Source organism: Reyranella massiliensis 521, from assembly GCF_000312425.1.
GTDB classification, from domain to species: domain Bacteria; phylum Pseudomonadota; class Alphaproteobacteria; order Reyranellales; family Reyranellaceae; genus Reyranella; species Reyranella massiliensis.
This window is the reverse complement of record NZ_HE997181.1, coordinates 2,295,904-2,309,274: the sequence shown is the minus strand read 5'-3', so window position 1 is coordinate 2,309,274 and position 13,371 is coordinate 2,295,904. Positions and strand designations below refer to the sequence as shown.

Here is a 13,371-nt window from a genome sequence, read left to right as displayed (position 1 = left end):
GTCGATTTGATAGCGCTGTCGGCGTCCTTGGGAGGAAAGCATGAAATTCCATAATTCGATTGGCCCCAATCCGCGCGTTGTTCGGATGTTCATGGCGGAGAAGGGCTTCGAGGTGCCGCGGGTCGAGGTCGACCTGCTTGGCGGCGAAAACCGCCGCGAGCCGTATCTCAAGATCAATCCGTCCGGCCAGTGCCCGGCGCTCGAACTCGACGATGGGTCGGTGCTGGCCGAGATCACGGCGATCTGCGAGTACATCGACGAGGTCAAGAAGGACACGCCGTCACTGATCGGCGATACCGCCGAGGAGCGCGCCAAGACCCGGATGTGGGTACGCCGTATCGACCTTAACATCGTCGAGCCAGCCCTAAACGGCTTCCGCTTCGCCGAGGGCCTCAAGCTTTTCCAGAACCGGGTCCACTGCATTCCGCAGGCGGCCGACGATCTCAAGGAGACGGCGCGCAAGAAGCTGGTCTGGCTCGACGGATTGATGGGCTCGAAGCCCTTCATCGCCGGCGACAAGATCACCCTGGCCGATGTCGTGCTGTTCGCCTTCCTCGACTTCCTGGGCACGGTCAAGCAGCCGCTCAGCCCCGACTGCAAGAACCTGACGGCCTGGTTCGGCCGCATGAAGGCCCGGCCCAGCGCCGCGGCCTGACCTTCAACGCTTCCAAGCCGCAGGATCACCCCGATGCGTCGACTGCTTGCTCTGCTCGTTCTCCTCGTTCTGCCCCTGGCCGGGGCGCACGCTCAGGGCGATCCGCCGGGCGTAAAAGGGTTGTTCCTCCTGACCGACTTCCCGTCGCAGACCGTGCGCGCCGGTGAAGTCACGACCATCCGCGTGAAAGTGAACAACGCTGGCCTCGTGCCGGAGCCGCTGGCGCTCTCGCTGCAGGGCGTGCCGGCGGGCTGGAAGGCCGACATTCTGGGCGGCGGCCAGCCGGTCGCCGCGGTGATGGCGGGTGTCAATCAGGACGTCACCGTCCAGTTGCGCATCGAAGTGCCCAAGGACGCCAAGCCCGGCTCGCAGAACCTGGTGCTGAACGCCAAGGGCCAAAACGCGCAGCAGGCCAGCCTGCCGCTCACCTTGACCGTCGGCACCGAGACGCCGGCCAAGCTCAGCCTGAAGTCACGACTGCCGTCGCTGCGCGGCACGCCGCGCTCGGCCTTTGAATATACGCTGACCATCGGCAACGATTCCGGCAAGGACCTGACCGTGGCGCTTTCCGCGCAGGGACCGGCCAACTTCCAGAACACCTTCACCGAAGGCTTCGGCTCCAACGAGATCAGTTCGATCCCGATTGAGGCCGGCCAGACCAAGGACATCAAGCTCAAGGTGACGCCGCCGCGCGACGTGAAGGCCGGCGACTATCCCGTGCTGGTGAAGGTCGCCGCTGAAGGCGCGACGGCCGAGTTGCGTGTGACCCTGCAGGTGAGCGGGCAGGGCAGGCTGGCACTGTCGACCAAAGATGGCCGGCTCTCCGGCGAAGCCGAGATCGGTAAGGCTTCGACCTACACGCTGATCCTGAACAACGACGGCACGGCGCCCGTCGAGGAAGTCGAGATGTCGGGCACGGTGCCCGCCAACTGGAAGGTCGAGTTCAATCCGAAGACGATCCCGTCGATTGCCCCCAACGACAAGAAAGAGGTGCAGGTTGCGGTGACGCCGGCCGACAAGGCGATTGCCGGCGACTATGTGGCTTCTTTCCGTGCCAATGGCCGCGGCGAGCAGTCCTCGGCTGATTTCCGCATCACCGTCACCACCTCGACCCTGTGGGGGATCGTGGGCGTCGGCGTCATCGCCGTGGCGCTGCTGGTCCTGCTGGGTGCAGTGATGCGCTTCGGACGGCGCTGAGGCCGGAAATGGCCGACAATGTCATCGAGGTTCGCGGGCTGCTGAAGCAATACGGCGCCCAGCGCGCCGTGAATGCCATCGATCTCGACATCCGCCGCGGCGAGATCTTCGGCCTGCTCGGGCCGAACGGTGCCGGCAAGACCACGACCATCCTGATGCTGCTCGGCTTGACAGAAACGAGCGGCGGCACGGTGAACGTGCTGGGCTTCGATCCGGTGCGTCAGCCCCTCGAGGTCAAGCGGCGGGTCGGCTATCTGCCGGACGCCGTGGGCTTCTACGATCACCTGACGGCACGCGAGAATCTCGTCTATACGGCGCGCCTGCTCGACATTCCGCGCCGCCAGATCGACGGGCGCATCCTCGAAGCGCTGAAGTCCGTCAAGCTGGACGACGTGATCGACAAGCGGGTCTCGACCTTCTCGCGCGGCATGCGCCAGCGGCTGGGCATTGCCGAGATCGTGATGAAGCAGGCCGAGGTCGCGATCCTCGACGAGCCGACCTCCGGCCTCGACCCGCATGCCACGTTCGAGCTGCTGGAGATGATCCGCAGCCTCAAGAAGTCCGGCGTCGCCGTGCTGCTATCCTCGCATCTGCTGGACCGTGTGCAAAGCGTCTGCGACCGCGTGGCGCTGTTCAACAAGGGCAACGTTGCCCTCATGGGGACGGTGGTCGAACTCGCCAACCAGGTGCTGGGCGCCGGCCATCCGTTGCAGGTGGAAGCGTCAGGTGTCGATGTTGCCGCGACCCTGAACGGCATCGAAGGCGTGCAGACGGTGCGGCAGGAAAGCGACGGCTCGTGGCGGATCGTGGCCGACCGCGACGTGCGGGCGGCGGTCGCGCAACGCATCGTCACGGCGGGCGGCGCGCTGACGCGGCTCGCCGACCTGCAGCCCAGCCTCGAAGAAGTCTATACGCGCTACTTCCAGGAGGCCCGCCATGCCGCGTAGCCGCGAGGGGTCTCCGTTCACGGGCCTTGGCCCGGTCTTCATGAAGGAGTTTGCCGATCACCTCTCCAGCGCCCGCATGATGGTGCTGATGCTGTTCGTGATCGTGTTCGGGGCGTTCCCGGTCGCCACGTCGCTGCAGACGCTGCGGACCGTCGTCGATCCCAATTCCTTCATCTTCCTGCGCATCTTTACGCTCGAATCGGAGCAGGTCGGCATCTCCTTCACGGCCGCGCTCAACTTCATCATTCCGTTGATGGCCATCGGGCTCGGCTTCGATGCGGTGAACAGCGAGTTCAACCGCCGGACGCTCAGCCGCGTACTGTCCCAGCCGATCTACCGGGATGCACTGCTGCTCGGAAAGTTCCTGGGCGGGTTGGCGACGCTTGCGGTCGCCCTGGTGGCGCTGTGGCTGATCGTGCTGGGGGCGGGGCTCCTGCTGCTGGGAGTGCCCCCGCGGGGAGTCGAAGTGGCGCGAGGACTGAGCTTCCTTGTGGTAGCCATCGCCTACGGCGGCGTCTGGCTCGCCATTGCCATGCTCTTTTCAGTGATCTTTCGCTCGACCGCGACGTCGGCGCTCTGTGCGCTGGGTGTCTGGCTGTTCTTCTTCATTCTCTGGCCGCAGCTCGCCGGCGCGCTGCTGATCAGCCTCGCGCCCTCCGAGATCAGGAGCATCGACGACTATGCCGCCGTGCAGTCGATGGGCCTCGGCCTGATGCGCCTGTCGCCCGGCACCTTGTTCAGTGAAGCCGTGCTCGGCCTGCTCAGCCCGGAAACACGCACCTTGGGCCCGATGCTGCCCAGCCAGATGCGCGGGGCGATCATGGGCGCGCCATTGCCCTTCGATCAGAGCGTGCTCCTGATCTGGCCGCAGGTCACGGGCCTCGTCGCCGGCATGATCGTGGTCTTTGCCGCGGCCTACGTGATCTTCCAGCGCGAAGAAGTGCGCGCTTGAGAGACTGGACCCGCGCGGCCGCTCTCAACAATGCTCGCTGGTGCGATGCGGTCTGCCGCGCGCACGGCAAGCCCGGGCGCTTTCTGCCGCCGATCTGGGTCAATGCCGAGACCGTCCCGCGTTTCTACCCTAACGCCGTGACATTGGAGGTCGGGGAGGAGGCGCTGGAGGAACAGCGCAGCGCCATCGACATCATGCTGAAGTCGCACCTGCCCGGCCGATGGTCGGTGAAGGACAGTTTCAGCACGCTCGACCTGTCGCGCCGCGGCTTCGATGTGCTGTTCGAGGCGCAATGGATACGCGGCACCATGCCGGCCGGAGGTCCGTCCACGGATATCGTCTGGACACGCGAAACCGAGGCGACATCGCCATTGCCCTTCGACGATCCGAACTTCGCCATGTTCGCCGGTCGGCGCGGCTACAGGGTCGTGGCGGGCGGCATGCTCTATCGTGCCGAGGGCGTGGTCGGGCTTTCCAACGTGGTGGCGGAGACTGCCGATGCCACAGCCGTATGGCGCTCGCTGATCCTTCTCGCATCGCAGACTTTCCCGCGCTTGCCGCTGGTGGGCTACGAGTCCGGCCAGGAACTCGAAGCGGCGGTCGCTGCCGGCTTCGAGGCCGGCGATCCCGTCAGGGTGTGGGTGACGGCTCGGGACTGAAACCGCACGCCTGGAGCGCGGCCAGCATGTGCGGTGGCGGCGGAGCAGTGACGACAATCGGCGGTTTGGTCTGGGAGAGCGGCAGGACGATGCCGTGGGACTGCAGGTGGAGCTGCTTGTTCGGCTCGGCCGTGCCATAGAGCCGATCGGCGATCACCGGGCAGCCTGCCGCGGCGCAATGGACGCGGATTTGGTGCGTGCGGCCGGTTTCGGGCTTGAGCTCCAGCCAAGTGATGCCCGGCCCGTGCCCCAGCACCTTGTAGCGCGTCAGCGACGGCTGGCCCTTGGAGGACACTTTCACCGACCAGCCGCTGCGCGTGTTGACCTTGAGGAGCGGCATGTCGAACGCGCCTTCCTCTTCCGGTGGTGCGCCCTCGACGACGGCCCAATAGGTCTTCTCAGTATCGCGCCCCGAGAAGAGGCGGCCGAGCTTCGCCAGCGCCTTGGGATGCCGGCCCAGCACCAGCACGCCCGCCGTATCGGCATCCAGCCGATGGGCGAGTGACGGTGGCCGCGGCAGCCCAAAACGCAGGTCGTCGAAGCATTCCTCGAGATTGGGTGCACCGCTGGGGCCTGCATGCACGGCAAGCCCGGCCGGCTTGTCGATCACCAGGATCAATCCGTCGCGGTGCAACACTCTGGCCTGGATTTCCTCTGCGGTGAGCGGAGGAGGGCGACGCCGTGGCGGCGCCGCCTTCAATCCAGGGCGGGCCATCGATCGAGCCACCTCTCGCTGGCCTCATAGAGCGCTGCAGCGTGCAGCACGGATGCTTCGTCGCGGAAGCGGCCCACGAACTGCAGGCCGATGGGCAGGCCCTTGGTGTCGTAACCGCAGCAGAGCGACAGGGCCGGGTGGCCGGTGATGTTGAAGGGCATGGTGTAGGGGAACCAGTTGCGCCGGAGCTCGCCCACCTCGACACCGTCGATGTCGATGGGATCGAACAGGTCCTGGTCGATCGGCAGGGCCGTCCGAGAGAGGGTGGGCGTCACGAGATAGTCGGCTGTCTCGAACCAGCGCTGGACCATGCGGAAGAGTTCGCTGCGCTGGAACATCGCGCGCTGATAGTCGGTGCCCGACCAGTCGGAAGCCATCGCGACCTGACGCACCAGCGAGGTCGACATGCGATTGCCGTCACGCCGGATCATCTCGTCGAAGCGCGCGCGCCAGGTCGTGTGGTTGATGACCTTCCACACCGGCTCCATGTCCGGCAGTGCTTCGGTGAGCTCGATCAGCTCGGCGCCCAGTTCGCGCAAACGGACCAGCGCCTGCTCGAAGGCCACGCGCACGTCCTTCGCAACGACGGTGTTGCCCAAGGTCAGGCTGTAGAGGATGCGTTTGCCCTTGAGATCACCTTCGGCGCGTGCCGCCGCGAGATAGTCTTGCGGCGCGACACCAATCGACCAGGGGTCGGAGGGATGCGGCCCCGCCATGGCCTGGAGCATCAGCGCCGTATCCATCACCGTGCGCGTCATCGGCGTGACGTAGGTGTAGTTGCCGAAGGCATCGGCTACCTGGCTGTGCGGGATGACACCGTTGCTCTGCTTGAGGCCGACCATGCCGTTGGCGGCCGCAGGAATGCGGGTCGAGCCGCCGCCGTCGGTGGCAATGCCAATCGGGCCGATGCCGGCCGCCACGGCAACCGCAGCGCCTCCGCTCGACCCGCCCGACGTATGTTCTGCACTCCAGGCATTGCGCGTGCGGCCAAACAACGGCGCGTCGGTCAACGCCTTGTGGCCGAACTCGGGGGTCGTGGTCTTGCCGAACAGGATCGCGCCGGCCTGCTTCAGGCGCGCGGCGCAGACGGCATCGTCCTTCGGGACATTGCCCTCGTGCAACAGCGAACCGAAGGTGGTGCGTACACCGGAGGTGTTCACGAGGTCCTTGGCGGCGAAGGGAATGCCGTGCAGCAGGCCGATCTTTTCGCCTTTCACGACCGCGGCTTCGGCTTGCTGGGCGGCGGCGCGCGCCAGCTCCGGGACTAGCGTGACGAAGCAGTTCAGGACAGGTTGCAGCTTCTCCGCTCGCGCCAGTACGGCATCGGTGAGCTCGACGGGAGAGATTTCCCTGGAGTCGATGCGGGTGCGCAGCTCGGACGCAGATAAGCGGGTAAGGTCGGTCACCGGAGCAATCCTCTCGCGGCGAGGTTCCGCATCAATGCGGTGGTGCCGAAGGTCCAGGGCGGGATCTTGTCGCAATGATTCACCTTGTTGGTGAGGGTGCCGAGCTTGGGCGAGCGGATCGAAACGAGATCGCCGACCATATGCGTGAAGCCCGTGCCACCCGGCTTGCGCGGTTCCGTCGGCGCAAACAGTGTGCCGGTCATCAGGGCCATGCCGTCGGGATACTGATGCGCGCCACCCATGGCTTGCCGGACGAGATCGGTCGGATCGCGGCTGATCTTGGAAAGATCGCTCTGGCCGCGCAGGCGGAACTGGTCGGGTCCGGTCACTTCCAATTCAACCTTGGCCTGACGCACATCGTCGAGCGTGAAGGTCGAATCGAAAAGCCGGATGAAAGGACCGATCGCGCAAGAGGCGTTGTTGTCCTTGGCGATGCCCAGGAGCAGTGCGCTGCGGCCTTCGATGTCGCGCAGATTCACATCGTTGCCGAGGGTAGCGCCGACGATCTGGCCCTTGGCACTCACGATCAACGTGACTTCCGGTTCGGGGTTGTTCCAGTCCGAGTCGGAGCGAATGCCGATCTCGGCGCCATAGCCGACGGCGGCCATCGGCGGCGCCTTGGTGAAGATTTCGGCGTAGGGGCCGATGCCGACTTCGAGATACGGCGACCAGGCGCCGCGGGCCATCAACGTCTTCTTCAGCGCATCGGCCTCGGGTGAGCCCGGTTTGATGGTGCTGACGTCGGCGCCGATGATCGTGTTCAGCTCTCCGCGCACCTGCTCGGCGCGACCGGGATCGCCCTTCGCGTGTTCCTCGATCAAGCGCTCCAGCAGGCTGACGGCGAAGGTGACGCCGGCGGCCTTGATGGCCTGCAGGTCGACGGGGGCCAGCAGGTCGCCAACCAGATCCTGCAGCGGTCCGATCCGCTCCCCGGGTGAATTGCGCGCGAGGCCTGCTGGATCCGGCGCGTTGCAGAGGTCGGCCATCGTCGGCACCGTCGCGGAGAGATCGAACACGCCCTCCGCACGCACGGCAACGACCGCCGGGCCGGCCGGCTTTCCCTTGCGCCAAAGCCGCCCAACCAGGGTGCCGGCAGTGCCGTCTTCGGGAAGAATCTCGCTAAGCGATGGTGGCACTGGACGTCTCCGGCGCTTCGTTGCAGAAAAGGCGCGCCACTCCCTGGGAGAAATCAAATCATGGCCGCAGCGCGGATCAAAGGCGTTCTTTCGCCGGTCGTCACCCCCTTCAAGCGTGACCTGTCGCCGGACGTCGGCCGCTTCATCGCACATTGCAAGTGGCTGATCAGCCAGGATTGCGGCCTGGCCGTGTTCGGCACCAATTCGGAAGCCAATTCGATGTCGGCCAAGGAGCGTATGGGGCTCCTGGACGCGATCGTTGCGGCGGGCGTGCCGACCGATCGCATGATGCCGGGCACCGGCGCCTGCTCGATCAACGAAGCGGCCGAAGTCAGCGCGCATGCGACCAAGCACGGCGTCGGCGGCGTGCTCATGCTGCCGCCCTTCTACTACAAGGGCGTTCCGGAGGAGGGGCTGTTCCGTTTCTTCTCCGAAGTCGTGCAGCGGGTCGGCGACGACCGCCTGCGCGTCTATCTCTATCACATCCCGCCGGTCTCGGCCGTGCCGATCACCCATAAGCTGGTCGAGCGGCTGATGAAGGCCTATCCGAAGCAGATCGCGGGCATGAAGGATTCGTCCGACGACTGGCCGCACACCAAGAGCATGATCGATGCCTTCGCCAAGGACGGCTTCGATGTCTTCTCCGGCAACGAGAAGCCGCTGATCGAGAACATCAAGTCGGGCGGCGCGGGCTGCATCAGCGCCACGGCCAACATCAATCCGGGCAAGATCGCGGAGACCTACAAGACCTACGCGACACCGGAAGGCGAGAAGCTGCAGGCCTGGATCAACGAGGTCCGCGGCGTCATGCAGGGTTACGTGATGATCCCGGCGCTGAAGTACGTCATCGCGCACTATGGCAGCGATGCGGCCTGGACGCCGGTCCGTCCGCCGCTCGTCGATCTCGACGAGAAGGTGGGCAAGGACATGATCGCCAAGCTCGACAAGCTCGGCTTCACCATGCCCGGCCTCAAGCAGGCGATGGCTGTCGCGGCAGAGTAGGGAGCACTTAGGTAATTTCTATCGAGGTGGCGCTGCCGTCGGTGCTGCAGCATCTGCAGGATTCTCGAAACGAGCGGCCTGGTGCGCTCGGTAAAGGCAGCGCGTGTCCGCACCTGAATTCGACGGCGCTCGATCAGGCGGAGCGTTGGATATCGCGCCGCCGCTCGGCGATGGAGCGCGCCTTCGACAGGCTGGGCGACTTCCTTAAGGAGTGACGCGAAAGCTCTTAAGTCTGAAGCTGGATCACGCCCGCATCCGTGGGGCGAAAGCCGCACGCGTTGAAATAGAAGTCACGCAGATGCGGGTCGAAATCCACATGCAGCCATTCGCAGCCGCTGGCCTTTGCTTGTCGGACCGCTTCTTCGACCAGCGATGTCGCGAGACCCTGTCGCCTCATCGGCTCGGCAACCACGGTGTCGAGGAGGAAGGCGTGCACGCCGCCATCCCACGCGACATTGACGAAGCCGACCAACCGGCCCTCGTGGCGCAGGCAGACCCAACCGAGGCTGTGGCGCTCGACCTGCGCCACCCAGTCATCCTGCAGAAGCCTGTGCCCGAAGCCTTCGGCATGAAGCGCGTTCAGCTCGCGATTGGTGAAGGAACCCCGCCATTTGATCGAGGAGGGTGTCGGTTTCTGTCGATCATCCTGCATACGACGATAGTGCCACTTGCGGCGGCTGAGCTGTCGAACGATTTGACAGCGATCGAGGCGTAGCCGTATAAAGTAAGCATGACCGTGAACCTGCTCCAGAAGGGTTGGTATTTTACGTCGCTTACATAGGCGGCGCGAATGGTCATGACCTGACGAAAGCCGCCGCTCCCGGCGGCTTCTTCGTTTCTAGACCTTGCCTCCGGGCCGCGGCGGGACCGCAAATCGGAGGACGAGATGTCGATCATCGAAGCAGAGTTGGAACCGGCGGCGGCGCCGTTGGCGATCCGCGTGCGGCTGGCCGGGCCGCGTGACACCGAGGAGCTGTGCGAGCTCCTGGACGACCAGGCCCATGCCCGCGATCAGGTGCTGACCTGGCTGGAGACCCCCGGCACGACCTTGCTGGTGGCGCAAAGCGAGTTCGGGGTCCTCGCCGTGGCGGTGCTGATGACGCGCCTAGTGCCGCTGGAAGGAAGCGGCGCCCACAAGGTGATCGAGGTCGACAATCTGGTGGTCCGAGCGGATCAGCGCGGCCGGCGTATCGGTCGGCGCCTGCTGGCTGCTGCCGTCGAGTGGTCGCGCCAGCGCCGTGCCGTGCAGGTCGAAGCCGTTGTCGGTGACCGCGCAGCCAAAAGGTTCTACGAGAATTTCGGATTCGCCGTGACCAACGACCGGCTGGTGCTGGCGGCGTGACACTCATCATCCGCCCCGCACGGCCGGATTTCTTTCGGCCGTTCGAGGGCCACCGCGGACGCGTGACCAGATCGAGCCGTGGCTAAAAGGGCCGGGCTCGACGGTACTGGTCGCCGACGATGACGGCGACGTCGCAAGTCCTGCCTGGCATGTGGTATGCTCGCTTTTCTTGCACATCCAGTGCCGGACAAGCGTTCAGGAGCTGCCATGAGCAAGAGCCCAGCGAAGCAGGCCCCAGCCGAGAAGCCGCCTGTGCCGGTGAAGCAGAAGATGGCCAAGCCGATCTCGGCCTACGACGATCCGGCGGCGCTGCGCGTCTTGATGCAGAATGCCCGGAGACTGGGGCGCGATGACGTGTGGCAGGAGGCATTTCGGCGCCTCTGCACGCTGGAAGGTGCGGGGCAAACCGAGCCGCTGCATCGCGATTTCTACGAGACGCTGGCCGCCTACGAACAGCTCCTGAGCGAGAAGAACGGCCGCGCGACCCGCGCCAGCAGAACGCGCATGAAGCTGAAGTCCAAGGGACTGGTTGCCTGCCTCGAAGACTGGGCCCGCAGCAAGGAACCCAGCGAAGGTTTCGAACTCCTTGTCGCGAACGGTCTCGCCGAGATGGCGGGCGAGCAAATCGTACTGAAGTATTCCGACCAGTTCTCGCCGGAAGCGGTCGCGGGCGCCAAGGCGCGCCTCGCCGCCCTGGCACCTGCTTCCAAGGATTGAAGGCCGACGGCTAGGCCGGCTCCTGGTCTCGGGCGGCCCACATCTTCTTGAAGGCCGGCCGCGCCTGACAGGTCGCGAGCCAGGCTTTGACCTTTGGCGCTGCCTCGAACAGCTCGGGGGCGGCCAGGGCATAGCGTACGACTTCGGCGGTATTGATGTCGGCCACGGTGAACCGGCCGCCGACCAGGAAGCCGTTGGCGAGCGCTCGATCGAGGACCGAGAACGGCCCCTTCAACGCCTCGACGGCAGCATCGGCTGCCTTGAGGTCCTTCGTCCCCCAGGGGTTGCCGACGCGATTGTAGAGGATGGTGAGCGCGCGCTCCTCGATCTCGGTGGCCGCCCACAGCGCCCACATGCCCATCTGGCCTTCCTCGGCGATATCCTTCGGCGCGAGCGGGCCGCCGTGCTTGCGGGCGAGATAGAGGTTGATGGCCAGCGATTCGTGCAGGACCAGACCGTCGTCATCGACCGAGGGAATATGGCCGTTGGGATTCACGGCGAGGAATTCCGGCGAGCGCGTGTGCAGCATGCCGGCCGGTTTCGGCTCGCGGTAGTGCTGGATCACCGGCACATGCTTGAAGGGGATGCCGAGTTCTTCGGCCAGCCAGATGTTGCGTGAAGCGCGTGAGCGGTAGACGCCATAGATCGTAAGCATGTTCACTTTCCTGTACGGTCGGCTGGATTTTTGCCGCGCCGAGGATCACGCTTCTAAGGCCTTCTTGTCCGGGGCGGTAGAGGTGTCTCATGAGAGCAGAAAGCAAGCGCGAGCCCGTCAAGGACGCCAGCCATCTCTATGAGGTCGAGCGGCGTGCCTACCATCTGCAGCGGCCGGGTTTCCGGATCGCGGAGCTGCAACTGTCACCGACGCAGAAGGTGCCGTGGCACTCTCACAGCAATATCAGCGACACTTTCTATGTGCTGCAAGGCACGATGCGGCTCTTTTTGCAGGAGCCCAAGCAGGAAGTGATCCTGCAACCTGGAGAAAGCTTCGTGGCCGCGGCAGGCCGGCCGCATCTCGTCACCAACGGCGGGCAGGTGTCCCTCACGTTTCTGATCATGCAAGGGGTGGGTGAATACGACTACGTGCCGCTGGTCTGACCGCGCCGCGCTCAGCTGATCGCCGGCGCACTCTTGCCGACGAACTGAACGCGCAACTCGCGCTTCAGCACCTTGCCGGTGGCATTGCGCGGCAGCACATCGACGAAGGCGACGGACTGCGGCACCTTGAACTTGGCAAGGCGCCCGAGGCAGTGCTGGATGACATCGCCTTCGGCCAGATCCTGGTCGGTCTTGCGCACGATGATCGCCATGCCGACTTCACCCCACCGCTCGTTGGGGACGCCGATGATGGCTGCATCGGCAACTTGAGGGATCTGGAAGAGAACGTTCTCGACCTCGGCCGGATACACATTCTCGCCGCCGGAGATGTACATGTCCTTCCAGCGGTCGACGATATAGATGAAGCCTTCCTCATCCTGCCGTGCGGCGTCGCCTGTGTGCAGCCAGCCGTCGGTGAAAGAGCTCTCGGTGGCCTCGGGCTTGTTCCAGTAACCCGGCGTGATGTTGGGCCCCTTGATCAACAGCTCGCCGATGCTGCCCGGTGGCAGATCGCGGCCTTCGTCGTCGACGATGCGGACGGCGGTATGCATCATAGCTTTGCCTGCCGAACCCAGCTTGCGGATCGCGTCGGCTGCATCGAGCATCGTGCCGGCGGGGCTGGTCTCGGTCATGCCCCAACCCTGGACGAGCGGCACACCTCGGGCAGTCCAGGTCTCGAGAATCGAGAGAGCGCAGGGTGCGCCGCCGACGCCGGCGATCCTGAGCCGGGAGAGATCGGCGCTCTGGAATTTCGGATGCTGCATCATGAACTGGTACGGCGCCGGTACAGCGAAGAAATGCGTGATGCCGAGCGAAGGGTTGGAGATCGCGTCGAGAGCCTGACCGGGATCGAAAGTGCGCATGATCAGGATGGTGCCGCCGGCATGCAGGACGGGATTGGCGTAGCAGTTGAGGCCGCCGGTATGGAACAGCGGCAGCACCACGAGTTGAACGGTCTCCGGCGTGATCAGGGCGGGGATACCGAGGTTCACGCAATTCCAGAAGACCATGCCATGGGTGATGATCGCTCCCTTCGGGTGGCCCGTGGTGCCCGAGGTGTACATCACCATGGCGATATCGTCGTGCGTGAGCGCTTCGGGCGCAGGAGGATCGCCAGCTTCGGCGAGCGCAAGCTCGTAGCCGCTGTCGGGCCGCTCGGGATCGATCTCCAGCCGGTTCTTCGAGAGAGCCTTGGCCTGTTCGGCAAAGCTGCTGTCGTGCACCAGCAGCTTCGGTGTCGAATCGCCCAGGATGTATTCCAGCTCCGGCACGGTCAGGCGCCAGTTGAGCGGCAGCATGATCGCGCCGAGGCGCCCGCAGGCGAACTGTAGTTCAAAATACTCAGGGCAGTTGGGCGCGAGCAGGGCGACCCGATCGCCTTTCGTGACGCCCAGCTTCGCCAGCGCAGCCACGAGCCGGTTGGTGCGCCGGTCGAGATCGGCATAGGTGAGCTTGCGCTCGGTCTGCAGATCGTGGACGGCGAGGGTCTTCGGCCGCCGCCCGGCGTGATGGGCGATCCAGTCGTAGTAGGGGATGGTGGGCATG

General features: G+C 65.1%; 16 protein-coding genes. 10 read left to right on the top strand and 6 right to left on the bottom strand.

The features are described from left to right. Positions 1-40 precede the first annotated feature (40 nt). Genes BN60_RS11395 through BN60_RS11375 form a run of 5 tightly spaced genes read left to right on the top strand, consistent with a single transcriptional unit; the run spans position 41 to position 4,410 of the window. Complete coding sequence (locus tag BN60_RS11395) at positions 41-655, top strand: glutathione S-transferase family protein (protein WP_020696173.1); 615 nt, start codon at positions 41-43, stop codon at positions 653-655. 33 nt (positions 656-688) lie between these two features. Beyond that, complete coding sequence (locus tag BN60_RS11390) at positions 689-1,852, top strand: COG1470 family protein (protein WP_020696172.1); 1,164 nt, start codon at positions 689-691, stop codon at positions 1,850-1,852. An 8-nt stretch (positions 1,853-1,860) separates the two neighbouring features. Then, positions 1,861-2,799, top strand: a complete 939-nt coding sequence (locus BN60_RS11385) for an ABC transporter ATP-binding protein (protein WP_020696171.1) — start codon at positions 1,861-1,863, stop codon at positions 2,797-2,799. Next, a complete protein-coding gene (locus BN60_RS11380) occupies positions 2,789-3,751 on the top strand; it encodes an ABC transporter permease (protein ID WP_020696170.1) in 963 nt (320 codons plus the stop codon). Before BN60_RS11385 ends, BN60_RS11380 begins: the two co-directional genes overlap by 11 nt. Continuing rightward, complete coding sequence (locus BN60_RS11375; protein ID WP_020696169.1) at positions 3,748-4,410, top strand: hypothetical protein; 663 nt, start codon at positions 3,748-3,750, stop codon at positions 4,408-4,410. The genes BN60_RS11380 and BN60_RS11375 overlap by 4 nt, the downstream gene beginning before the upstream one ends. On the opposite strand, the gene BN60_RS11370 is transcribed toward BN60_RS11375, so the two are convergent. From BN60_RS11370 to BN60_RS11360, 3 genes are read right to left on the bottom strand one after another with little or no spacing between them, the layout of a single operon-like run. Further along, the gene (locus tag BN60_RS11370) at positions 4,382-5,125 is read right to left on the bottom strand and encodes an RluA family pseudouridine synthase (protein WP_051150119.1); all 744 of its coding nucleotides are present in this window, start codon (positions 5,123-5,125) and stop codon (positions 4,382-4,384) included. The two genes, BN60_RS11375 and BN60_RS11370, sit on opposite strands and share 29 nt — an antisense overlap. After that, positions 5,107-6,531 (bottom strand): amidase, encoded by a 1,425-nt coding sequence (locus BN60_RS11365; RefSeq protein WP_020696167.1) that lies wholly within the window; start codon positions 6,529-6,531, stop codon positions 5,107-5,109. The genes BN60_RS11370 and BN60_RS11365 overlap by 19 nt, the downstream gene beginning before the upstream one ends. After that, the gene (locus tag BN60_RS11360; protein WP_020696166.1) at positions 6,528-7,667 is read right to left on the bottom strand and encodes a fumarylacetoacetate hydrolase family protein; all 1,140 of its coding nucleotides are present in this window, start codon (positions 7,665-7,667) and stop codon (positions 6,528-6,530) included. Before BN60_RS11360 ends, BN60_RS11365 begins: the two co-directional genes overlap by 4 nt. Positions 7,668-7,727: 60 nt before the next feature. Here BN60_RS11360 and BN60_RS11355 point away from each other — a divergent pair, with 60 nt between their 5' ends. Both BN60_RS11355 and BN60_RS11350 read left to right on the top strand, forming a co-directional pair. Then, positions 7,728-8,669 carry a dihydrodipicolinate synthase family protein gene (locus BN60_RS11355; RefSeq protein ID WP_020696165.1) on the top strand — a complete coding sequence of 314 codons (942 nt, stop codon included), beginning with the start codon at positions 7,728-7,730 and terminating at the stop codon, positions 8,667-8,669. A gap of 26 nt (positions 8,670-8,695) precedes the next feature. Next, the gene (locus tag BN60_RS11350; protein WP_051150118.1) at positions 8,696-8,884 is read left to right on the top strand and encodes a hypothetical protein; all 189 of its coding nucleotides are present in this window, start codon (positions 8,696-8,698) and stop codon (positions 8,882-8,884) included. Positions 8,885-8,895: 11 nt separating this feature from the next. Here the strand turns inward: BN60_RS11350 and BN60_RS11345 are convergent, their stop codons facing one another. Beyond that, entirely contained in the window at positions 8,896-9,321 is a 426-nt protein-coding gene (locus BN60_RS11345; protein WP_020696164.1) for a GNAT family N-acetyltransferase, read from the bottom strand. 234 nt (positions 9,322-9,555) lie between these two features. Between BN60_RS11345 and BN60_RS11340 the strand changes: the two genes are divergently transcribed. Together BN60_RS11340 and BN60_RS11335 are read left to right on the top strand one after the other, a co-directional pair. Beyond that, positions 9,556-10,011, top strand: a complete 456-nt coding sequence (locus tag BN60_RS11340; protein ID WP_020696163.1) for a GNAT family N-acetyltransferase — start codon at positions 9,556-9,558, stop codon at positions 10,009-10,011. Between the two features lie 207 nt (positions 10,012-10,218). Continuing rightward, complete coding sequence (locus tag BN60_RS11335; RefSeq protein WP_020696162.1) at positions 10,219-10,728, top strand: hypothetical protein; 510 nt, start codon at positions 10,219-10,221, stop codon at positions 10,726-10,728. A gap of 10 nt (positions 10,729-10,738) precedes the next feature. On the opposite strand, the gene BN60_RS11330 is transcribed toward BN60_RS11335, so the two are convergent. Beyond that, complete coding sequence (locus BN60_RS11330) at positions 10,739-11,383, bottom strand: glutathione S-transferase family protein (protein WP_020696161.1); 645 nt, start codon at positions 11,381-11,383, stop codon at positions 10,739-10,741. Positions 11,384-11,472: 89 nt separating this feature from the next. Between BN60_RS11330 and BN60_RS11325 the strand changes: the two genes are divergently transcribed. Next, the gene (locus tag BN60_RS11325; RefSeq protein WP_020696160.1) at positions 11,473-11,826 is read left to right on the top strand and encodes a cupin domain-containing protein; all 354 of its coding nucleotides are present in this window, start codon (positions 11,473-11,475) and stop codon (positions 11,824-11,826) included. A gap of 11 nt (positions 11,827-11,837) precedes the next feature. Here the strand turns inward: BN60_RS11325 and BN60_RS11320 are convergent, their stop codons facing one another. Then, positions 11,838-13,370 carry an acyl-CoA synthetase gene (locus BN60_RS11320; protein ID WP_020696159.1) on the bottom strand — a complete coding sequence of 511 codons (1,533 nt, stop codon included), beginning with the start codon at positions 13,368-13,370 and terminating at the stop codon, positions 11,838-11,840. Position 13,371: the final 1 nt, after the last annotated feature.